The sequence below is a fragment of the Streptomyces sp. NPDC050121 genome, assembly GCF_044460385.1.
In the GTDB taxonomy this organism is placed as follows: Bacteria; Actinomycetota; Actinomycetes; order Streptomycetales; family Streptomycetaceae; genus Streptomyces; species Streptomyces soliscabiei.
In genome coordinates, this window is record NZ_JBITJV010000002.1 from 105,669 (window position 1) to 126,243 (window position 20,575).

18 protein-coding genes and 1 riboswitch are annotated in these 20,575 nt (G+C 70.6%); of the genes, 1 reads left to right on the forward strand and 17 read right to left on the reverse strand.

The window, feature by feature from the left end:
- Positions 1-4 precede the first annotated feature (4 nt).
- Positions 5-162: riboswitch (cyclic di-AMP (ydaO/yuaA leader) on the reverse strand.
- Between the two features lie 304 nt (positions 163-466).
- Positions 467-2,542: an alpha-galactosidase gene (locus tag ACIBTS_RS02885; RefSeq protein WP_399316057.1), complete on the reverse strand. Its 2,076-nt coding sequence runs from the start codon at positions 2,540-2,542 to the stop codon at positions 467-469.
- A 231-nt stretch (positions 2,543-2,773) separates the two neighbouring features.
- On the opposite strand from ACIBTS_RS02885, the gene ACIBTS_RS02890 reads away from it, so the two are divergent.
- Positions 2,774-3,571, forward strand: a complete 798-nt coding sequence (locus tag ACIBTS_RS02890; RefSeq protein WP_399316059.1) for a tyrosine-protein phosphatase — start codon at positions 2,774-2,776, stop codon at positions 3,569-3,571.
- A gap of 30 nt (positions 3,572-3,601) precedes the next feature.
- On the opposite strand, the gene ACIBTS_RS02895 is transcribed toward ACIBTS_RS02890, so the two are convergent.
- The 16 genes from ACIBTS_RS02895 to ACIBTS_RS02970 all read right to left on the reverse strand — a co-directional run bounded on the left by ACIBTS_RS02895 (position 3,602) and on the right by ACIBTS_RS02970 (position 20,551).
- On the reverse strand, positions 3,602-3,724 hold the full coding sequence (locus tag ACIBTS_RS02895; protein ID WP_079658247.1) for a DUF6126 family protein: 123 nt from the start codon (positions 3,722-3,724) through the stop codon (positions 3,602-3,604).
- Positions 3,721-4,353 carry a helix-turn-helix domain-containing protein gene (locus ACIBTS_RS02900; protein ID WP_399316062.1) on the reverse strand — a complete coding sequence of 211 codons (633 nt, stop codon included), beginning with the start codon at positions 4,351-4,353 and terminating at the stop codon, positions 3,721-3,723. The genes ACIBTS_RS02895 and ACIBTS_RS02900 overlap by 4 nt, the downstream gene beginning before the upstream one ends.
- A gap of 77 nt (positions 4,354-4,430) precedes the next feature.
- A complete protein-coding gene (locus ACIBTS_RS02905; RefSeq protein WP_399316064.1) occupies positions 4,431-5,816 on the reverse strand; it encodes an aspartate aminotransferase family protein in 1,386 nt (461 codons plus the stop codon).
- Complete coding sequence (gene dxs / locus ACIBTS_RS02910; protein WP_399316067.1) at positions 5,813-7,735, reverse strand: 1-deoxy-D-xylulose-5-phosphate synthase; 1,923 nt, start codon at positions 7,733-7,735, stop codon at positions 5,813-5,815. The genes ACIBTS_RS02905 and dxs overlap by 4 nt, the downstream gene beginning before the upstream one ends.
- Positions 7,736-7,761: 26 nt before the next feature.
- Positions 7,762-8,916, reverse strand: a complete 1,155-nt coding sequence (gene ispG, locus ACIBTS_RS02915) for a flavodoxin-dependent (E)-4-hydroxy-3-methylbut-2-enyl-diphosphate synthase (protein WP_399316069.1) — start codon at positions 8,914-8,916, stop codon at positions 7,762-7,764.
- A 5-nt stretch (positions 8,917-8,921) separates the two neighbouring features.
- Positions 8,922-9,944, reverse strand: a complete 1,023-nt coding sequence (hpnH, locus tag ACIBTS_RS02920; protein ID WP_319672494.1) for an adenosyl-hopene transferase HpnH — start codon at positions 9,942-9,944, stop codon at positions 8,922-8,924.
- Positions 9,945-9,949: 5 nt separating this feature from the next.
- Positions 9,950-10,591 carry a 1-hydroxy-2-methyl-2-butenyl 4-diphosphate reductase gene (locus ACIBTS_RS02925; protein ID WP_399316072.1) on the reverse strand — a complete coding sequence of 214 codons (642 nt, stop codon included), beginning with the start codon at positions 10,589-10,591 and terminating at the stop codon, positions 9,950-9,952.
- Positions 10,592-12,613, reverse strand: coding sequence for a squalene--hopene cyclase (gene shc / locus ACIBTS_RS02930; protein ID WP_399316075.1), 2,022 nt, complete (start codon positions 12,611-12,613; stop codon positions 10,592-10,594).
- Positions 12,614-12,732: 119 nt separating this feature from the next.
- Positions 12,733-13,797, reverse strand: coding sequence for a polyprenyl synthetase family protein (locus ACIBTS_RS02935; protein WP_399316601.1), 1,065 nt, complete (start codon positions 13,795-13,797; stop codon positions 12,733-12,735).
- Positions 13,798-13,871: 74 nt separating this feature from the next.
- Positions 13,872-15,293, reverse strand: coding sequence for a hydroxysqualene dehydroxylase HpnE (gene hpnE, locus ACIBTS_RS02940; protein WP_399316077.1), 1,422 nt, complete (start codon positions 15,291-15,293; stop codon positions 13,872-13,874).
- Positions 15,290-15,442: a DUF6380 family protein gene (locus tag ACIBTS_RS02945; RefSeq protein ID WP_399316079.1), complete on the reverse strand. Its 153-nt coding sequence runs from the start codon at positions 15,440-15,442 to the stop codon at positions 15,290-15,292. Before ACIBTS_RS02945 ends, hpnE begins: the two co-directional genes overlap by 4 nt.
- Positions 15,442-16,392 (reverse strand): presqualene diphosphate synthase HpnD, encoded by a 951-nt coding sequence (gene hpnD, locus ACIBTS_RS02950; RefSeq protein ID WP_399316081.1) that lies wholly within the window; start codon positions 16,390-16,392, stop codon positions 15,442-15,444. Before hpnD ends, ACIBTS_RS02945 begins: the two co-directional genes overlap by 1 nt.
- Entirely contained in the window at positions 16,389-17,318 is a 930-nt protein-coding gene (gene hpnC / locus ACIBTS_RS02955; RefSeq protein WP_399316083.1) for a squalene synthase HpnC, read from the reverse strand. Before hpnC ends, hpnD begins: the two co-directional genes overlap by 4 nt.
- Before the next feature lie 581 nt (positions 17,319-17,899).
- Positions 17,900-18,688 carry an ABC transporter ATP-binding protein gene (locus ACIBTS_RS02960; RefSeq protein ID WP_399316086.1) on the reverse strand — a complete coding sequence of 263 codons (789 nt, stop codon included), beginning with the start codon at positions 18,686-18,688 and terminating at the stop codon, positions 17,900-17,902.
- The gene (locus tag ACIBTS_RS02965) at positions 18,681-19,610 is read right to left on the reverse strand and encodes an ABC transporter permease (protein ID WP_319672487.1); all 930 of its coding nucleotides are present in this window, start codon (positions 19,608-19,610) and stop codon (positions 18,681-18,683) included. Before ACIBTS_RS02965 ends, ACIBTS_RS02960 begins: the two co-directional genes overlap by 8 nt.
- 95 nt (positions 19,611-19,705) lie before the next feature.
- Positions 19,706-20,551, reverse strand: coding sequence for a glycosyltransferase family 2 protein (locus ACIBTS_RS02970; protein WP_399316603.1), 846 nt, complete (start codon positions 20,549-20,551; stop codon positions 19,706-19,708).
- Positions 20,552-20,575 lie beyond the last annotated feature (24 nt).

Genomic DNA, 20,575 nt, shown 5'->3' on the forward strand with positions numbered 1-20,575 from the left:
GACGAATTCCTCTCCGGCGCCTGCGAGGTGAGCTGTCGGGTGCGGACTGGAGATGTCCGGCCGCGCCGAGGCGCGGCTTTACCCCAAGCCTGTTCCGGGACCGGAACAGGCGGTTCTGCCTGTGGGTCCCCCGCTCCTGCCGGGTACGGGTGAGTGTGCGGACACCGGGCGGCGGCAGGATTAGGCGTCCGTCCGGATTGGTGTGGAACGTAAGCGACCAGGACGCACAGGGACAAGCAGAGGTTGCACGGACAACGCATTTCTCTTGATCCGCTGTGCGAATTCCCGGTCACGCTCCGTCAATCAATAGGCCCGCTTTTCGTCAAACCCCCTTGAAAGGCATGCAAATTACGTGAGCATGACGCGCGACGTACGGTCACGAATATGACGCTGCTCACGTGAGACTTCCCCAGGTTTCCTTACTCCGCAGCGAGTTGGAATTAAGGCCCCAATTCGGACATAACCCTCAGATGCGGCGCAGTCGGATAACCGTCGCATCAAGGTCGCCCCGCAGTCCGGTCCGCAGCCCACGGTGCAGCAGCACGGCCCCTCGGTGCACTTCGCCCGTTTCGCGGCATTCGTAAGGCGCTGTCGGGTCGAGCCCGCGCAGTCGAAGCGCCGGAACGGGCTCGCCGAACCGCTGCGCCTGAAGCCAGGCGAGGACGACCGCCTCGTCGCCACGCACGTACTGGACGGCGCTCAGGCCGCCGGCCGGCGGCCGCAGCCGGTAGAGGTCGCCGTGCTGCACAAGAGGCCGGATGTCCTTGTAGAGGTTCACCCACTCCCGCGCCTCGGCCAGCTCCTCCTCGCTCCATTCGGAGAGGTCCCCGCCGACGCCGAGCACCCCGGCCATGGCGCTGACGAACCGGAAGCGCAGCGAGCTGACCCGGCCGTTGAGCTGGGCATTCGGGCTGTCCGTGACCCAGGCGGCCATGACCCGGGCGGGGTGGATCTGACTGAAGCCGTGCTGGATGTCGAGCCGGTCGAGGGGGTCGGTGTTGTCGGAGGTCCACACCTGGTCGGTGCGGCTCATGATCCCGAGGTCGATGCGTCCGCCGCCGCCCGAGCAGGACTCGAAGGCGACGCCCGGGTGGGCGGCCCGCAACCGGTCCAGCAGGCCGTAGAGGGCCCGCACATGGTCCACCCAGAGGCGCTGCGGGTAGGGATCGTCCGGCCAACCGGCGTCGGTGAAGCAGCGGTTGAAGTCCCACTTCACGTAGTCGACGGGGGCGCTGGACAGGAGGGCGTCGAGCTGTTCCCAGAGGTACTCCTGGACGTCCTCGCGCGCGAGGTTCAGTACTAGCTGATTGCGGAACTCCGTCCGCTTTCGTCCCGTTTGGAACTGCACCCAGTCGGGGTGCGCCCGGTACAGCTCGCTGTCGGGGTTGACCATCTCGGGCTCGACCCAGATGCCGAACTGCATACCGAGGGCGTGCACATAGTCGGCGAGCGGCTTGAGCCCCTTCGGGAAGCGGTCGGGGTTGGGCCGCCAGTCACCGAGCCCGGCGTGGTCGCCGGTGCGCGCCCCGAACCAGCCGTCGTCGACGACGAACAGCTCGACGCCGATCGCCGCGGCGCGCCGGGCGAGGGTCGCCTGCTGCTCCTCGGAGATGTCGAAGTAGGTGGCCTCCCAGGAGTTGAAGAGCACCGGCCGGTCCCCTTCGGCGTCCGGGATCACGTGCGCCCGCTGGTAGGCGTGCCAGGTGCGGCTCGCGCCGCCGAACCCGGCGTCGCTCCACAGACCGGCGAAGACGGGCGTGGTGAAGGACTCCCCTGTCGCGAGGCACAGCAGGCCCGAGTCGTCGTAGCCAGCGCCGCCGGTGATCTGCACGCGGGCGTCGGGGAGCTGGGCGACGGCGATCCGCCAGGAGCCCGACCAGCCGAGGGCGCAGCCGTAGACCTCGCCGCGTTCCTCGGTCGCGTCGGTGTCCAGGGCCACCCAGGGCAGATGCTGGTGCCCCGTGTGGCCGCGGCGGCTGCCGATGACCTTCTCACCGTAGGTGAGGGGGGAGACGGTGAGCCGGGACTCCGCGGCCCAGCGGCCGTGCAGCTGCGACAGCCGCCAGCCCTCGCGCTCGGGCAGGGTCCAGACAGCGGAGTCGGCGCGCAGCAGCTCCAGCGGCCGCTCGCCCTCGTTGCGCAGGGTCGTCCAGCGCTCGACGACATCTCCTCGCATCCGGTAGTGCAGGGTGACGGCGAGCCCGCCGTCCCGGAAGCGCAGCCGCAGCCCGTCGCCGTCGGCCTCGTACGCCTCGAAGGTCCACTCGGTGCCGCGCCGCTCGTCGGTGCGCACGGACAGGGCGGGCCGGACGAAGCGGGGGCCGCCCTCGACCGGGTACTCCTCGCGGCCGTCGAGCGGGCCCTCGAAGGACGCCCCGCGCTCCGACGGCGGCAGCGCGGCGAGTGCCTCGGCGTCCGCGAGCGCGATGCCCGGGCCCCAGTGCAGGTGGATCAGCTCGTCGGCCTCGGTGAGGTGGAGGGCGTAGCTGCTCGTGGGCCCCGAAAGGAGCCAGGTACGGCCGTTGTCGGCGATCTCGGGCATCAAACCCCCACTAATTCGAACAGGTGCGATCAAGCACCAACATCATCGAATGCGGTCGGCCCACCCGGCAACTTCGCCCGGGCAATCCTGTGGACAACTCCTCACCTGGGCGGACGTCCGGTTCACCGGCCTGTGGACAACCCGTTGCCCCGGGAACCCATGTCGTATGGTCAGGTGTCCCGTCGGCCACCCCGAGCCGCGCCGACGGTGACCGACAGGGAGGGAGCCCCAGTGACGCAGCAGATCCCGTCGACCGAGCCCGAGCTGGCCGGCGTGCGCAACTTCCGGGACGTGGGCGGCCTGCCGGCCGTCGACGGCCGACGGGTGCGCCACGGCGTGCTGTTCCGCAGCGGCCACCTCGCGCACGCCACCGACGAGGACGCCGCGTTCCTGTCCGGCCTGGGCCTGCACACGATCTTCGACTTCCGCAACGCGGCGGACCAGAAGCTGGAGGGCCCGGACGTCGACCTGCCGGGCGTGCTCAATGTGAACCTGCCGCTGTCGGACCCGGCGGACGGCTCCGAGTTCTGGAAGATGGTGCGCGACGGCCACATCGACCAGCTGCGCGAGATACTCGGCGAAGGCAAGGCCGCGGGCCGGATGATCGCCTCCTACCGCACGATCGTCAAGGAGCGGACGGCGGAGCACTCACGGGTGCTGCACTCGCTCGCCGAGGACAGCGTCCCGGCCCTGATGCACTGCGCGGCGGGCAAGGACCGCGCGGGTCTGTCCATCGCGGTGACGCTGCTCGCCCTGGGCGTGGAGCGCGAGGCGATCCTCGCCGACTACCTGGAGTCCAACGCCAAGCACCGCCGCTACAAGGTGCGCCGCAGCGCCACCTCCGCCGAGGCCTACTCCCCCGAGGTCATGGAGCTGCTCAGCCCCCTGTTCGACGCCCGCGTGGAGTACCTCACGGCGGCGTTCGAGACCATCGAGGAGACCTGGGGCAGCGTCGACGCCTATCTGGAGCAGGGCCTCGGTCTCTCCCCCGAGACACGCGAGCGGCTGCGCGAGCGGCTCCTCGACTGACAGCCGCTCCGGCACCGACCCCGCAGGGCCCTACTGACTGGCCCCCACCTCGAACAGCAGCCAGAGGAAGCCGGCGAAAAGGTGCCCCACGGCGATGTAGATGATCAGCCGGATCCACAGGGTGCGGGGGAACTTCTCCTCGAAGTCGCTCATGGCGTCTCTCCGGTCTCGGAAGGGGTCGGGCCCAGGCACAGCGTGGCCGTGGGGCTCTGCAGCAGGGTGTGGACGAAGAGGAGCTCGACCCCGTCGGCGTCCTGCGCGGCGATGCGGTGCGGGGTCAGCGAGTCGAAGTGCGCGCTGTCACCGGGCCCGAGCAGGTCCGTGGTGTCTCCGAGGCGCAGCCGCAGCCGGCCCCGCAGGACATGCAGCCACTCCTCCCCGGGGTGCACCCGCACGATGTCACCCTGGGAGCCGTACGGGACATGGACGCGCAGGGCCTGCATCCCGCGCCCGGAGGCGCCGGCCTGCCAGTACGTCCAGCCGCCCGCGCGGGTGGGCTCCATGCCGGCGGCGCGCACGACGGCGTCCCGGTCGGCGACCGTCTCGCCGAGCAGTTCCGAGACCGTCGTACCGTAGATGCGGGCGAGCGCGAGCAGCATCGGCAGCGAGGGCTGGCGCTGGCCGGTCTCCAGGCGGGAGAGGTGCCCCGGCGACAGCCCGGCGGCCCGGGCCGCGGCCTCCAGGGTGAGGGCGGCCCGGCGGCGCAGGGCGCGTAGCTGGGGGGCGACGACGGGAAGAGCCTCGACGTGTTCCGCCGAAGGCTCGGACTCGGGCGAGCTCATGCCTCCATTTCACGCCCGGCTTGCCTCTGGGGCAAATTTCTTGCCCCAGAGGCAAAACGGCCGCCGCCGGGAACGGTTCAGCGGTTGGCCACCGCCTGCTTCACCAGGGTCTTGCTGAAGTCCCACATCAGACCGCCGCCGCTGTGCGCGTCGTCCATCACGGCGGTGAAGGCGTCGACGAACCGATCCACCTCCCGCTCGCCGACGATCAACGGCGGGATCAGCTTGATCACCTCCAGGTGGTCGCCGGAGACCTGGGTGAGGATCCGGTGCCGCTGCAACAGCGGGACGACCACCATCTGCGCGAACAGTCCCTTGCGGGCCGCCTGGAGCATGGTCCAGCGGCTGCGCAGCTTCAGCGACCTGGGCTTGCCGAACTCGATGCCGATCATCAGGCCCCGGCCGCGGACGTCGGCCAGCAGCTCGTACTTGTCGACCAGGGCGGCGAGCCGGGACCGCAGGGAATCGCCCGTCGCGCGGGCGTTCGCGACGATCTGTTCGTTCTCCAGGACGGACAGCACCGCGAGCCCGGCCGCCATGGCCTGCGCGTTGGAGCCGAAGCTCGCCGAGTGCACCAGCACCCGGTCCATCGACGAGTAGACCTTCTTGAAGATCCAGTCCTTGCCGAGGGTGGCGCCCACCGGCACATACCCGCCGGACAGCGCCTTGGCCACGCACACCAGGTCCGGCTCCACGCCCTCCTCGTGCTGGTGGGCGTAGAAGTCGCCGGTCCGGCCGAGGCCGGTCTGCACCTCGTCGGCGATGAGCAGCGCCTTGTGCTTGTGCAGCAGCTCCTGGGCGGCCCGGAGATAGCCGGGCGGCGTCTCGTGCACCCCCTTGCCCTGGATCGGTTCGACGATCAGGGCGGCGACGTCGCCCTTGTGCAACTCCCGTGCCAGCGCGTCGAGATCGCCGAGCGGGACGGCCGTGTCGGGCAGCAGGGGCGCGAACCCGTCCCGGAAGCCGTCCTCGCCGTTCACCGACAGCGAGCCCGTGGTGAGTCCGTGGAAGGCATGGTCGCAGTACAGGACCCTCGGTCTGCCGGTCGCGTACCGGGCGAACTTCAGCGCGGTCTCCACCGCCTCGGTGCCGCTGTTGCCGAAGAACACCCGGTCCAGGTGCGGGCTGTGTGCGAGGAGCTTCTCGGCCAGCAGTCCGGGCAGCGGCTGGCAGTCGAAGCGGGTGAGGTCGGCGAGCTGGGCGTCCAGGACGTCGTGCAGGGCCTTGCGGACGACGGGGTGGTGGCGGCCCAGGCCCATCACGCCGAACCCGGCGAGCATGTCCAGGTAGTCGTTCCCGTCCGCGTCCCAGAAGTACGCGCCCTCGCCGCGCTCGTAGACCTTGTCGAAGCCGATGGTGTGCAGCATGCGCGGCAGTTGGTGGTTGAGGTACCTGCCGTGCAGCTCGTAGCGCTCGGCTCCGCGCTCGGCCAGGAGGGCGCCGAGGTCGAACTCGGTGGTCATTCAGCTTTCTCCTTGACTGCGCCGGCGAGCGGACCGTCGGCGGACCTGACGTCCCGGACGGCCAGGCTCGCGCCGATCCGGCCGGCGACCTCGACGGGGGTGAGGCCGATGTCGGCGAGCACCTCACCTCGCTTGGCGTGCGCGAGGAACTGGTCGGGGATCCCGAAACGCCGTACGGGCACGTCGACTTCGGCGTCCCCGAGGGTCAGCGCGACGGCCGAACCGACGCCGGCGGCACGGCTGTTGTCCTCGACGACGGCCACCAGGCGGTGTTCGGCGGCGAGGCCGGGCAGCGCCGGGTCGACGGGTTTGACCCAACGCGGGTCGACGACGGTGCAGTTGACGCCCCGGGCCGCCAACAGCTCGGCGGCCTGCAGGCACACCGGCGCCATGACGCCGACGGCCACGAGGAGCACCTCCGGGCGTTCGCCCCGGTGCAACACGTCCATGCCGCCCACCCGGCCGACCGCGGGGATCTCGGGCCCGACCGACTCCTTCGGGAAGCGGACCAGCGTCGGCGCGTCGTCCACCGCGACCGCCTCCCGCAACTGCGCGCGCAGTTGCTCGGCGTCGCGCGGGGCCGCGATGCGCAGTCCCGGGACGACCTGGAGCACGGACATGTCCCACATGCCGTTGTGGGAGGCGCCGTCGACGCCGGTGACCCCGGCCCGGTCCAGCACGAACGTCACCCCGCAGCGGTGCAGTGCCACGTCCATCAGCAGCTGGTCGAAGGCCCGGTTGAGGAACGTGGCGTAGACGGCGACAACCGGGTGCAGGCCCCCGGTCGCCAGACCGGCCGCGCTCACGGCCGCGTGCTGCTCGGCTATGCCGACGTCCCACACCCGCTCCGGGAAGCGTTCGGCGAACCGGCCGAGCCCCACCGGGTGCAGCATGGCCGCCGTGATCGCCACGACGTCGTCCCGTTCCTCGCCGATCGCCAGGATCTCGTCGCCGAACACGGACGTCCAGGACGGCCCGCTGGAGGGGCTGAGCGGTGCGCAGGTCAGCGGGTCCATCACGCCGACGGTGTGGAAGTGGTCCTCCTCGTGCGCCAGCGCGGGCTCATAGCCCCGCCCCTTCTCGGTGAGGCAGTGCACCAGCACCGGCCCGTGGAAGCGCTTGGCCCGGCGCAGCGCGGACTCGACGGCCTTGATGTCGTGCCCGTCGATCGGGCCGACGTACTTCAGGCCGAGGTCCTCGAACATGCCCTGGGGCGCGAAGGCGTCCTTGAAGCCCTTCTTCGCGCCGTGCAGCGACTCGTAGACCGTGTGACCGACCACCGGGGTGCGCAGCAGGACGTCCTTCCCCCAGGCCAGCATCTTCTCGTAGCCGTCGGTCGTGCGCAGGGTCGCCAGATGGTTGGCGAGCCCGCCGATGGTCGGCGCGTAGGAACGTTCGTTGTCGTTGACGACGATGATCAGCGGCCGGTCCTTGGCGGCGGCGATGTTGTTCAGCGCCTCCCAGGCCATGCCGCCGGTGAGCGCGCCGTCGCCGATGACCGCGACGACATGCCCCTTCTCGCCCTGCACCTGACGGGCCTTGGCCAGCCCGTCGGCCCAGCCGAGCGCGGTCGAGGCGTGAGAGTTCTCGATGACGTCGTGCTCGGACTCCTCACGGGAGGGATAGCCGGACAGGCCGCCCTTGCCGCGTAGCTTGGAGAAGTCCTGACGCCCTGTCAGAAGCTTGTGGACGTAGCTCTGGTGGCCGGTGTCCCACAGGATGCGGTCGACCGGCGACTCGAAGACCCGGTGCAGGGCGATGCTCAGCTCCACCACGCCCAGGTTGGGCCCGAGGTGTCCGCCGGTCCTGGCGACCGCGTGCACCAGGAACTCCCTTATCTCTTCGGACAGTTCACCGAGTTCCGCCTCGGACAGCGCCTTCAGGTCGCGTGGTTGCCGGATGTTCTCCAGGATCGTCACGTCGGGCCCCCTTCGGTCCGTGCTGTTCAACTCACGGTGACGGCCGGCTCCCCCGACACGCCGTCCTCTTCCATCTGCTCGGCGATCTTCATCGCCTCCTCGATGAGGGTCTGAACGATCTTCGACTCGGGCACGGTCTTGATGACCCGCCCCTTCACGAAGATCTGCCCCTTGCCGTTGCCGGAGGCGACGCCGAGGTCGGCCTCGCGGGCCTCGCCGGGGCCGTTGACCACACAGCCCATGACGGCGACGCGCAGCGGGACCTCCATGCCCGTGAGGCCCGCGGTGACCTCCTCGGCCAGCTTGTACACGTCGACCTGGGCGCGCCCGCAGGACGGGCAGGAGACGATCTCCAGCCGCCGCTGCCTGAGGTTCAGGGACTCCAGGATCTGGATGCCGACCTTGACCTCCTCGGCCGGCGGCGCGCTCAGCGACACCCGGATCGTGTCGCCGATGCCCTGCGACAGCAGCGCGCCGAAGGCCACCGCCGACTTGATCGTGCCCTGGAAGGCCGGGCCCGCCTCGGTGACGCCCAGGTGCAGCGGGTAGTCGCACTGGGCGGCGAGCTGCCGGTAGGCCTCGATCATCACGACCGGGTCGTTGTGCTTGACCGAGATCTTGATGTCGCGGAAGTCGTGCTCCTCGAAGAGGGACGCCTCCCACAGCGCCGACTCGACCAGGGCTTCCGGGGTGGCCTTGCCGTACTTCTGCAGCAGCCGTCGGTCCAGCGACCCGGCGTTGACCCCGATCCGGATCGGCGTGCCGTGGTCCCTCGCGGCCCGCGCGATCTCCCGCACCTTGTCGTCGAACTGCTTGATGTTGCCGGGATTGACGCGTACGGCCGCACAGCCCGCCTCGATCGCCGAGAACACGTACTTCGGCTGGAAGTGGATGTCCGCGATCACCGGGATCTGCGACTTGCGGGCGATGGTCGCGAGCGCGTCCGCGTCGTCCTGCGTGGGACAGGCGACGCGGACGATCTGACAGCCGGACGCGGTGAGTTCCGCGATCTGCTGCAGGGTGGCGCCGATGTCCGACGTACGCGTCGTCGTCATCGACTGCACCGACACCGGGGCCCCGCCCCCGACAGCCACCGGTCCGACCTGGATCCGCCGCGACTCGCGTCGCGCCGCCAGGGGCCGGACCGGCATCTCGGGGACGCCCAGGGAAACGGCGGTCACGGCCGTCAGTCCCGGTTTCCGTTGACGGTCTCGCGCATGGCACGCAGGGACTCCTTGAGGGAGCCCATGGTGGCGAGGACGGCGGTGGGCTCGTAGCCGCAGTGCGCCATGCAGTTGGCGCAGCGCGGATCCTTGCCGCGGCCGTACTTGTCCCAGTCGGTGTCCTCGATGAGTTCGCGGTACGTCGGCACGTACCCGTCGCTCATCAGGTAGCAGGGCCGCTGCCAGCCGAAGAGCGAGTAGTTCGGGATCGCCCACGCGGTGCACGGGAAGTCGACCTTGCCCTCCAGGAAGTCCAGGAAGAGCGGGGAGTGGTTGAGCCGCCAGCGACGGCGGTTGCCACCCGAGAAGGCCTTCTTGAACAGCTCGCGGGTCTGCTCCACACCCAGGAAGTGCTCCTGGTCGGGCGCCTTCTCGTAGGCGTAGGCGGGCGAGATCATCATCTCGTCGACCTTGAGGTCGTCGTTGAGGAAGTTGAGCACCTCGATGATGGTCTGCGGGGTGTCGGTGTTGAAGAAGGTCGAGTTGGTGGTGACCCGGAAGCCGCGCCGCTTGGCCTCCTTGATGGCCGCCACGGCCTCGTCGAAGACGCCCTCCTTCGCCACGGACTCGTCGTGCCGCTCGCGCAGCCCGTCGATGTGCACGGCGAAGGCGAAGTACGGGGAGGGCGTGAACTTGTCCATCTTCTTGCGCAGCAGCATGGCGTTGGTGCAGAGGAAGACGTACTTCCTCCTGGCCACCAACTGCCGCACGATCTCGTCGATCTGAGGGTGCATCAGGGGCTCGCCGCCCGCGATGGACACCATCGGCGCACCGGACTCCAGCACCGCGCCCACGGCCTGGGCGACCGGCATGCGCTGCTTGAGCACTCCCGCCGGATGCTGGATCTTGCCGCAGCCCTCGCACTTGAGGTTGCAGGCGAAGAGGGGCTCCAGTTCGACGATGAGCGGGAACTTGTCCCGCTTACGGAGCTTCTGTTCGGCCAGGTATGTAGCGACCTTGATGGACTGGCGCAGCGGCATGGCCATGTGGCTCACCTCCGGGGGAGCAGAACATTACGGTGCCATTCGAAAAAAGCAGGCAGGACTGAACGAAGAACACGGAAAGCTGATATTCCACCGCGCACCGTGCCGATTCGGACGAGTTCATGTTCTGGAGCGTCCACGACCACCCGGACGGCCGCAACCGGGCGCGGCTGGGCACGCACGGCGCTCAGAAGCGTCGCCGCCGACTCCATGTCGACCGCGATTGCGCCGGTGGCGAGCAGATCGCCCCGTTCGTGACCGCGCACGACGTGGTCGGAGCCGATGACGGGGCCGGTGTGGACGGTGCGCCCAGGCAGGGTGCGCACGAGCTCCTTGACGAGCAGTTCGGTGCCGACGCAGGGGACGCTGCCGCGCGGGTCGCGGGTCTCCTCCGCGACGACCAGGTCACCGGGGTGCATCCCGGGAGCGAGCCCGGCGCAGAAACCCGTGGCGAGCACCGCCGCCCCCTCGAGCACCGGGTCGGCCAGGACCCGGGTGACGGAACGCTCCGCCGCCTTCGGCCCCATGCCCGTCCGCAGGACGGTGACCGGCCCGTCGGCCCCGCTGCGGTCGCCCATGCGCAGCGCGAGGTGCTCGATGCCGAGCGCGCAGGCGATCAGCAGCGGGGCGGGGACGGGCTGTGCGCGCATTCAGCTCCCCTCGGCCTCGGCGGCGGCCGACCAGTCGCCGGGCTTCTTGCTGAACGGCTCGCCGTGCACGTACCGGCCGAGTGCGGTCAGCGGGAAGACCTGCCGGTAGAGGTGGTAGTTGATGGAGAAGTCCCACGGGAAGCCGGTTCCGGTGAAGTACGGCTCGTCCCAGGAGCCGTCCTCCCGCTGGGTCTGCGCCAGCCAGGCGATGCCCCGCTCGACGCTCTTGGCGTCCTTCTCGCCCGCGGCCAGCAGCGCCATCAGCGCCCACGCCGTCTGGGAGGCCGTCGAGGCGCCCCGGGCGCTGAAGCGGGTGGGGTCCTGGTAGGAGCGCAGGTCCTCGCCCCAGCCGCCGTCGTCGTTCTGCACCCGCTCCAGCCAGGCCACCGCCCGCCGGATCGCGAGGTGCCTGGTAGGCAGGCCCGCCGCGGTGAGGGCGGGCACCACGGACCCCGTCCCGTAGATGTAGTTGACGCCCCAGCGCCCGAACCACGAACCGTCCGGCTCCTGTTCGGCCAGCAGCCACTCGATGCCGCGCCGGGTGCGCGGATCGTGCGAGAGCCCCTCCACCGCCAGCATCTCGACGACGTGCGCGGTGACGTCCGCGGACGGCGGGTCGATGACCTCGCCGAAGTCGCAGAACGGCAGCCGGTTGGGGAACGGGCTGGTGTTGTCGACGTCGAAGGCGCCCCAAGCGCCGTTCCGTGACTGCATGCCGAGGTTCCAGCGCACCCCGCGCGCGATGGCCCGGTCCATCCGCTGCGGGTCGTGGTGCTTGACCCGGCGCAGCGCGAGAACTACCTCGGCGGTGTCGTCGATGTCGGGGTAGTTGTCGTTGTGGAACTCGAACGCCCAGCCGCCCGGCGGCAGTTGGGGACGGCGTACCGACCAGTCGCCGGGGCGCACCACCTGCTCGCCGAGCATCCAGTCGGCGGCCTTGACCAGTTGCGGATGGTCGGCGGGCAGCCCTGCGTCGGCGAGCGCGATGGTCGCCAGACAGGTGTCCCACACCGGCGACTGACAGGCCTCGATCATCCGGGCGCCGTCCTCGCGCCACACGGTGTACCGGTCGAGCGACGCCAACCCGGCCCGCATCACCGGGTGTTCGAGGTCGTAGCCGAGCAGGTGCAGGGCGATGATCGAGTAGACGGCGGGCGGCTGGATCCCGCCCCAGCAGCCGTCGTTCTCCTGGCGTTCGATGATCCAGCGGGCGGCGGAGTTCAGGGCGGACTTGCGCAGCCTGCGCACCGCGACCGACCGGTAACCGCGCACCACCTTGTCGAGCCGCTGGAAGAGGCCGTCCCAACTGTTCACCGGAGCAAGGGGTTTGGGCGGGTTGGGGTTCGCCGGGTCGGTGTGCAGTTCATCGAGCGGGAACGGCGCCGGGCGCACCGGGCGCTTCGCGGACACGACGGTGAGCGGCACGATCGTCTGCCGGGCCCAGCAGCCGAAGTTGTAGATGCTCAGCGGGAACCACTTGGGGAAGTACAGGAGCTCCGGCGGGAGTTCGGGCAGGTCCTCCCACTTCCACCAGCCGAACAGAGCCAGCCAGATCCGGGTGAAGACGCGGGCGGCGGCGATGCCGCCCTGGTCGCGGATCCACGCGGAGGCCTGCGTCATGTGGGGCGCCTCGGGCGCGTCCCCGGCCAGGCGCAGTGCGACGTAGGCCTCGACGGTGGCGGAGAGGTCGGGCGGGCCGCCGTAGAAGGTGGCCCAGGTGCCGTCCTCGCGCTGCTCGCCGCGCACGAAGAGGGCGGCGGCCTGCGTGGTGGCCTCGTCGCGGATGCCCAGGAACTGACGGAGCAGCAGATCCTCGGCGTCCATGGTGACGTTCGTCTCGAGGTCGCCCTTCCACCAGCCCTCGGCGTCCTGCCGGGCGAGCAGGAAGTCGGTGGCGCGCCGCATCGCGCGTGCGGCGGCTTCTTGTACCCCGGCCGCCACGGGGATGGTGATGTCGGTTTCGCTGGCCGCGGCAGCGCGGGGCGGGAGAGCCCCGGTGCTTCCGTCGGTCGTCGCTGTCATGGCTTCCCCTTCGTGCAGTGTGCATGTCGTTGCGTCTGCTGTGGGTCCGCCGTCGGCCGGTGCTCTGACTCCTCGCACACCGGCCGGCGACTACGCGAGGGCTATTCGACCGATAGTGATCATCTCTTTCGTACGACGACGAAGTCGGCGAGCGCCGTGAACCGGGCCCGCACCTGCTCGGGCATGTCCACGGCGTTCAGGGCGTCCAGGGCTACGGTGTGCTGACGGCGTGCCTCCTCGGCGGTCCACTCGCGGCCGCCGGCCTCCTCGATGAGCGCGGCGCGGTCCGCGAACTCCTCCTCGGAGAAGTTCGCGAAGTCGCTACTCTTGGCGTCGGCGGCGAGGATCTCGCCGAGCCGCTCGGAGGCGGGGCCGCCCGCGGCGAGCGCGGCCACCACCGGCAGGGACTTCTTGCGCTGGCGCAGATCGCTCCAGGTCTGCTTGCCGGTGGACACCGGGTCGCCCCAGATGCCGAGGAGGTCGTCGACGGCCTGGAAGGCCAGGCCGAGGTGGTAGCCGTACTTCTCCAGCGTGTCGGCGGTGCGCTCGTCCGCGCCGCCGAGCACGGCGCCGACGGAGCTGGCGCAGGCCAGCAGGGCGCCGGTCTTGTTGCCCTCCATCTCCAGGCACTCCTCGACGCTGACGCGGTCGCGGTGCTCGTAGGAGATGTCCTGGGCCTGGCCGTCGATGAGGGCGCGGGTGGCGGTGGTCAGACGGCGGGTCGCGCGGCCGGCCTCGACGGTGCCGAGTTCGAGGAGGATCTCGTTGGCGAGGGCGAACAGGGCGTCGCCGACCAGGATGGCCTGGGCGGGGCCGTGCACCTTCCAGACGGTGTCGCGGTGCCGGCGCTGTTCGTCACCGTCCATCAGGTCGTCGTGCAGGAGCGAGAAGTTGTGGACCAGTTCGACGGCGACCGCGCCGGGAATGCCGACCTCGGGCGCGGCGCCGGTGACCTCGGCGGAGAGCACGGCGAGGGCGGGGCGCACGGCCTTGCCGCCGTCGCCGTCGGTCGGGTTGCCCTGGGCGTCGATCCAGCCGAAATGGTAGGCGGCGACCGTGTCCATGGGCGGAGCCAGCCGGTCGACGGCCGCCCTCAGCACCGGCGTGGCCAGGGTGCGGCCGCGCTCCAGGAGCGCGGTCACGTCCACCGCGGTCCTACGAGCGTCCGGCGTGGCCGGGGGCACAGGGGGCACTGTTTCTCCTCTTGTTGCGGTACCGGAGGGGGTGCGGGGGTGTGCCGAGCCGTGCTGATCGAGCATCAGGCCGCCTCCTCGAACGCGAAGAGGCGGCGGGGGCGGGGCCGGCCCAGGGCGCTCAGCGCGGCGTCCGCCGCGCTCACGCCGCTGCGGACCGCACTCTCCATGGTCGCGGGCCACCCTGTGGCGGTCCACGCTCCGGCCAGGTACAGGCCGGGGGCTTTGGTGCGGGCACCGGGACGCAGCCGCCCGACGCCGGGGGTGGGGGCGAACGTCGCCGTGCGCTCCCGGGTCACGAAGAAGTCCCGCACCTCGGCGCTTCGCGCACCCGGCAACAGGCGCTCCAGATCGGGCAGATAGCGCTCGCGCAGCACGGCGACGGGTTCGTCGATCTCGTCCTGCGCGGCGGACTGGGACAGCGCGAGGTACTGGCCCTCGCGCAGGCCGGAGGCGTGGGTGCGGTCGAAGACCCACTGCACAGGTGTGCCGAGCGCCGCGAAGAAGGGCTTGTCGAGCACCTTGCGGTCGTAGACGACATGCACGTTGAGGATGGGCGCGGTGTCGATCTCCAGCAGTCGCCGCGCGTCGTCGAGCGCTCCGTCGGGGAGCAGGTCGTGCGTCTCGCGCTGCGGGACGGCGAGCACGACGGTGTCCGCGCGAAGCGTCTCGCCCGGAACCTGAACGCTCCACGCCCCGCTTTCGTCAGAAGAGAGGGAGGTGACGCGTGAACGGACCTCGATCCGTACGCCCGAGGACTCGAGCGCCTTGCGGGCCAGCCGGTCGTGCAGTTCGCCCAGCGGGACGTGCGCCCAGCCGATGTCGGCCGCGCCCGGCTCGGACAGCAGACCGGTCTTGAACACCATCGCGGCGAGCCCCAGCGAGGAGTCCCCCGCGACCGCGTTGAGGGTGGCGACCCCGACCAGGTCCCACAGGGCCTCGACGGCGCGTGCCGACTGACCGTGCGCGGTCAGCCAGCTGCCGAAGTCCTGCGCGTCCAGGGCCGGATCGGCGAGGTCGAGTCCCTTGAGCGCGAGCGCGGCCCGGCCCACTCTGGCGCGTTCGGCGAGCGAGAGGTGCGGATAGGTGGCGAGGCTGCGCCCCAGATGCAGGGGCACCGGCAGTGCGTCGCGTCGCAGTCTGCCCAGCCGCCGCCCCTCGGGTTTGGCGAGGTCGACGACGGGCACGTCGAGCCGGTCCTGCAGCGGCGCCAGCGCGCTGCCCTCGATGCGGTCGAGGAACCAGCGGTAGGCGGTGCAGCAGCGCAGGTACACGTGCTGTCCGTTGTCGACGGTGAGGTCGCCGCGCCGGAAGGAGAAGGCGAGGCCGCCGAGCCGGGGCCGGCTCTCGAGCAGGGTGACCCGTACACCCGCGTCGGCGAGTGCGAGTGCGGCGGTGACACCCGCGAGCCCGCCCCCGACGACGACGGCTGTGCGTCGCGAAGCACCGGAAACCTCCGAGGCGTCGGCGAGCTGCTCGTCGTTCATCGTGCACCCTCCCGTGCGGGCCGGCCATGGTGTGTGAACTCTGCACCGCAGGCCGTCCCAGTCAGGGACGCCGCGCCGGACCGGAGGGTTGCCTGCCGGTTTTCTCCGGCGGAATCACCGCGTCCCACTGTGTCGCCCGCCGCGTCCATCAGGTGTGCCTCCTGACGGTCCGCCGCGACACATGCCGGGCGTCCAGGCCCGACAGGCCGCGCACGGCGACGTAGGCCTTCTCCCGTCCGGGCAGCGAGACCCGGCCGCGCAGCACCGCCTCGGGGTCGCGCTCGATGCGGTCGAGGAGCCGGCGGTAGATGCCGGCCATGGCGGCGACACAGGCGCCGCTGCGCCGGTCGAGCAGGGGGAGCAGCCGGTAGCCCTCGGCGAACAGGGCGCGGGCCCGTCGTACTTCGAAGTGCACGAGACCTGCGAAGTCGGAGCCCTCCGGCGGCTTGGGTCCGTCGAACCCGGCCGAGCAGCCGAACTTGGCGAGGTCGTCTGCGGGCAGGTAGACCCGGCCGCCCTCCGCGTCCTCGCGGACGTCCCGGAGGATGTTCGTGAGCTGGAGCGCGAGCCCGAGCGTGTCGGCGTACTCGGGTGCGCGCTCGGCGCCGCGCGCCCCGGGTTCGGTGCCGAACACGCCGAGCGAGAGCCGCCCGATGGCGCCCGCCACACAACGGCAGTACGCCTTCAGGTCGTCCCAGGTCTCGTAGGTCTCACCGCGCACGTCCATCAGGACGCCGTCGATCAGCTCGTCCAGGCCGCCCAGCGGGATGGGGAAGGCCCGGGCCGTGTGCGCCAGGGCGACCGCGACGGGGTCGGTGTCGTCCTCCTCGACCTCGCCCTCGCGGACCCGGGTGAGGAGCGCCCGGGTGTCCTCGAGCCGGGCGGTCTTGACGTCCCCGTCCAGCGCGCCGTCGCCGATGTCGTCCACGCGGCGCGAGAAGGCGTACAGCGCCGACATCGCGCGGCGCTTGGGCGTGGGCAGCAGCCTGATGCCGTACGCGAAGTTACGGGCCTGCTGTCCCGTGACGGTCTCGCAGTAGCCGTAGGCGGCGAGTACCGGCGCGGACACGCGTGGTGACGACTCCACGGTCCGGATCACCCCTCTCCTCGCAGGGTCACGCCCACCTCGCGCAGCAACTGCAGCTTGCCGGGCTTGGGCGGGCCGGGAAGTACGTCGTAATCGGCGGCGGCGATCGCGCGGATCGCCGCCCTTCCCCCCGCCACGAACCCTGCGAGCAGCAGTCTCAGCCTGCCGTGGACGCTACCCACCAGGGGGGCGCCTTCATTCAGGAGATCGCGGGCGCGTTGCGCCTCGTATGCAACCAGAGCGCGCACCGACGCGCCCGCGGTTTTCGCGGCGAGATCCGCTTCCCGCACGTGAAAGCGCTTCATGTCCGTGGCGGGCAGGTAGACGCGGTCGCGGCCGAGGTCCTCGGACACGTCCTGCAGATGTTCGACGATCTGCAGTGCCGTGCAGATCGCGTCGGAGCGGCGGACGCGTTCGGGGGTCGAGGTGCCGGTGACGGCGAGGACGAGACGGCCGACGGGGTTGGCGGACAGTTCGCAGTAGGCGAGGAGGTCGTCGTAGGTCTCGTAGCGGGTGACGAGCTGGTCCTGCCGGTTGGCGGCGATCAGGCCGAGGAAGGGCTCGGGGGTGAGCGAGCGGCGGCGGACCGTCGGCTGGAGGCGGCGCAGCAGGGGGTGGCGGGGTGGATCGTCGGATCCGGCGGATCCGACGGATCCGACGAAAACACGATGCAGATCGGCTTCGAAGGCGTCCAGCAGGAGCAGCCGGTTCTCGGCCTCGGTGGCCGACACGCCGAGCAGTCGGGCGTCGCCGCCGCCCGGGGCGAGGTCGCCGTCGCCGATGTCGTCGACGAGCCGGGCGAAGCCGTAGACGGCCATCAGGTCCTCGCGCCAGTCCCTGGGCAGGAAGAACGGGGCCACGGGGAAGTTCTCGTGCGCGGCCTTGTCGAGCGTGCCGCGTTCCGGGTCGCCGGTGCGTGGCGCGACCGGCGCCGTCATCGTCGACCGCCCGGCGCGGGGACGGCACGGCCTGCGCTGAGCTGGGGAGTTTCCGTAGCCATTGCCGTCACATCTCCCGTTCTACACTGCGGACCCAATACACACTATTTCGGACACGCCGCCCGGCCGCCCGTGCACCGGCCCGACCATGGGCGCTGCGCAATATCGCCCCACTTGACGCGTTTCGGGACCGGTCCAGCTTACGTTGTACAACGCAGCACGGTTCGCGGGGGTGTCCTGCACATCACAACAACACACCGATTGGCGTCAAGATTCCTAAGGCGACACGGAGTTGACGTTTCCTTTGCAGACGCAGGGCCCCGCCGGGAAGTTCCGGCGGGGCCCAGGACCTGTCCGGCCGATCATGCCGCAGACGCGGGGTCTGGCACGCACATCTGCAGGCCTTGTCGTCGGTTGCCGACTCCCCCGCTCTCGAGTGCGCTCGAGCGGGGGGACCCCCATCGCGTCGACGCCCTCCTCCGCCTTGCAGCTGCACGCACCAGACCCCGCTCGCGTGCGCTGATCAGGCACCACTACTTTCCTGCGACTTGACTGGCCGGACAGGTCCTGGGCGCATCGCTCTACTTGGCCGAGAACTTCTCGTACTCCTTGAGAACCTCTTCGGTCGGGCCGTCCAGGCGGAGTTCGCCGCGCTCCAGCCACAGCACGCGGTCGCAGGTGTCCCTGATCGACTTGTTGCTGTGGCTGACCAGGAACACCGTGCCCGCCTGCCCCCGCAGCTCCCGGATGCGTTCCTCGGAGCGGCCCCGGAACTTCGCGTCGCCGGTGGCCAGCGCCTCGTCGATCATCAGGACGTCGTGGTCCTTGGCGGCGGCGATGGAGAAGCGCAGCCGGGCCTGCATGCCGGAGGAGTAGGTGCGCATCGGCAGGGAGATGAAGTCGCCCTTGTCGTTGATGCCGGAGAAGTCGACGACCTCCTGGTAGCGCGCCTTGATCTGCTCACGGGACATGCCCATGGCCAGGCCGCCGAGCATGACGTTGCGTTCGCCGGTGAGGTCGTTCATCAGCGCCGCGTTGACGCCCAGCAGCGAGGGCTGGCCGTCGGTGTAGACCTTGCCGCTCTCGGGCGGCAGCAGGCCGGCGATGGCCCGCAGCAGGGTCGACTTTCCGGAGCCGTTGGAGCCGATCAGGCCGACGGCCTCGCCCCGGTGGACGGTGAAGGACACCCCGCGCACCGCGTGCACCTTGCGCACACCCCGGGTCGCCTCGCCGGAGCCCCGCTGGACCATGCGGCTGAGCGCGGACGTGGCGCTGCCCTTGCCGCCGCCCGCGCCGTTGACGCGGTAGACGATGTGGACGTCCTCGGCGATGACGGTGGGGACGCGCGGTCCGGGGAGCCGCTCAGCCACGGCCGTACCTCTCCTCGGCCCGCCAGAAGAACACGAAGCCGCCGACCGCCAGCAGCAGCGCCCAGCCGCCCGCGACCCCCCACACGTGGGCGGGCAGGTTCTCGGCCTCGTACTCCTCGATGAGCGCGAAGCGCATCAGGTCCATGTAGATGGCGGCCGGGTTCCACTGCAGGATGTTCGCCACCCACTGCGGCTTGTCGGCGAGGAAGACGGGGATGGAGAACATCACGCCGGAGGCGTACATCCAGGTCCGCATCACGAACGGCATCAACTGCGCCAGGTCGGGGGTCTTGGCGCCGGCCCGGGCGAACACCATGGCCAGGCCGGAGTTGAAGCAGAACTGCAGTATCAGCACCGGCACGATCAACGCCCAGGAGGCATCCGGGTAGCTGCCGAAGCCGATGACCACCACGAACAGCACGACCATCGAGTACAGCAGTTGCTGGAGCTGCTGCAGGGCGAAGGAGATCGGCAGCGAGGCGCGCGGGAAGTGCAGGGCGCGCACCAGGCCGAGGTTGCCGGAGATCGCTCGGACGCCGCTCATCACCGAGCTCTGCGTGAAGGTGAACACGAAGACGCCCGTGACCAGGAAGGGGATGTACACCTCCTTCGACATGCCCCGGCCGGCGTCGAGCAGCAGGCCGAAGATCATGAAGTAGACGGCGGCGTTCAGCAGCGGAGTGGCCACCTGCCACAGCTGGCCGAGCCTGGCCTGGCTGTACTGCGCGGCCAGTTTCGCCGAGGAGAAGGCCAGGATGAAGTGGCGTCGGCCCCAGAGCTGGCGGACGTACTCCGGCAGGGAGGGGCGCGCCCCGCTCACGGCCAGCCCGTACTTGGCGGCCAACTGCGCCGCCGTGAGGCCTTCGTCGGGCGACGGAGACGCGCTCACCGCGACTCCGACGTCATGCGTTGTCTCACTCACAAGTAGGAAACTTTCCTCTTCGGGATGCACAGCCTCGACGGCTGGCATGAACCGGCGGGCCCCTGGTACGGCCCGGGTTCCTCAGGACGAGCTTGTCAGATCACCGGGGGCCGGCCCAGCCGGGTCAGCCGCCATACCGTGCGCCACTTCATGGGCCTGCGCGGTCCGCACGGAGTGCTCCAGCCTTCCCGGAAACCGCCGAACCAGGCCTTCAGCGCGGAGCCCGAGGGGCGGCGCGCCAGCGTCAGCAGCAGCCAGACCCCGAGGTAGACCGGGACCAGCGGGAGGGGAAGGTTGCGGCGGGCCAGCCAGACGCGGTTGCGGGCGACCATGCGGTGGTACACCGCGTGCCGCGAGGGCGCGGTCGTCGGGTGGTACAGCACCATGTCGGACCGGTAGTCGATCATCCAGCCCGCGTCGAGGGCCCGCCAGGCCAGGTCGGTCTCCTCGTGGGCGTAGAAGAACTCGTCCGGGAGTCCGCCGACTTCCGCGAAGACCTTCGTGCGGACGGCGTTGGCGCCGCCGAGGAAGGTGGTGACCCGGGAGGAGCGCATCGGGTCGGAGGCGCGCAGCCGGGGTACGTGGCGGCGCTGGGTGACCCCGGTCTCCGGGTCGGCGATCCGGAAGCTGATGATGCCCAGCTTCGGATCGGCGTCGAAGGCCTGCCGGCACAGCTCGGCGGTGTCGTGGTGGGCGAGGAGGCCGTCGTCGTCCAGGAAGAGCAGGACGTCGACGTCCCGGCCACTGGGGCCGAAGGCCTCGATGCCGACATTGCGGCCGCCGGGGATGCCGAGGTTCTCGGGCAGTTCGACCGTGCGGACGCCCTCGGGGACGTCCGGGACGGGCGCGCCGTTGCCGACGACGACGACCCGGACCTGGTCGCCGTCCTGCTTGGCGACCGAGTCGAGCAGCGCGCGCAGCTCGTCGGGGCGGTTGCCCATGGTGATGACGACCGCGCCGACCGT

Excerpts from the sequence above, each read along its gene's own strand:
- hpnE (WP_399316077.1), bottom strand. The coding sequence starts at position 15,293 with ATGAACGACGAGCAGCTCGCCGACGCCTCGGAGGTTTCCGGTGCTTCG.
- hpnC (WP_399316083.1), bottom strand. The coding sequence starts at position 17,318 with ATGACGGCGCCGGTCGCGCCACGCACCGGCGACCCGGAACGCGGCACG.
- ACIBTS_RS02945 (WP_399316079.1), bottom strand. The coding sequence starts at position 15,442 with ATGGACGCGGCGGGCGACACAGTGGGACGCGGTGATTCCGCCGGAGAA.
- ACIBTS_RS02900 (WP_399316062.1), bottom strand. The coding sequence starts at position 4,353 with ATGAGCTCGCCCGAGTCCGAGCCTTCGGCGGAACACGTCGAGGCTCTT.
- ACIBTS_RS02885 (WP_399316057.1), bottom strand. The coding sequence starts at position 2,542 with ATGCCCGAGATCGCCGACAACGGCCGTACCTGGCTCCTTTCGGGGCCC.
- shc (WP_399316075.1), bottom strand. The coding sequence starts at position 12,613 with ATGACAGCGACGACCGACGGAAGCACCGGGGCTCTCCCGCCCCGCGCT.
- hpnH (WP_319672494.1), bottom strand. The coding sequence starts at position 9,944 with ATGGCCATGCCGCTGCGCCAGTCCATCAAGGTCGCTACATACCTGGCC.
- ACIBTS_RS02925 (WP_399316072.1), bottom strand. The coding sequence starts at position 10,591 with ATGCGCGCACAGCCCGTCCCCGCCCCGCTGCTGATCGCCTGCGCGCTC.
- ACIBTS_RS02970 (WP_399316603.1), bottom strand. The coding sequence starts at position 20,551 with ATGGGCAACCGCCCCGACGAGCTGCGCGCGCTGCTCGACTCGGTCGCC.
- ACIBTS_RS02905 (WP_399316064.1), bottom strand. The coding sequence starts at position 5,816 with ATGACCACCGAGTTCGACCTCGGCGCCCTCCTGGCCGAGCGCGGAGCC.
- ACIBTS_RS02895 (WP_079658247.1), bottom strand. The coding sequence starts at position 3,724 with ATGAGCGACTTCGAGGAGAAGTTCCCCCGCACCCTGTGGATCCGGCTG.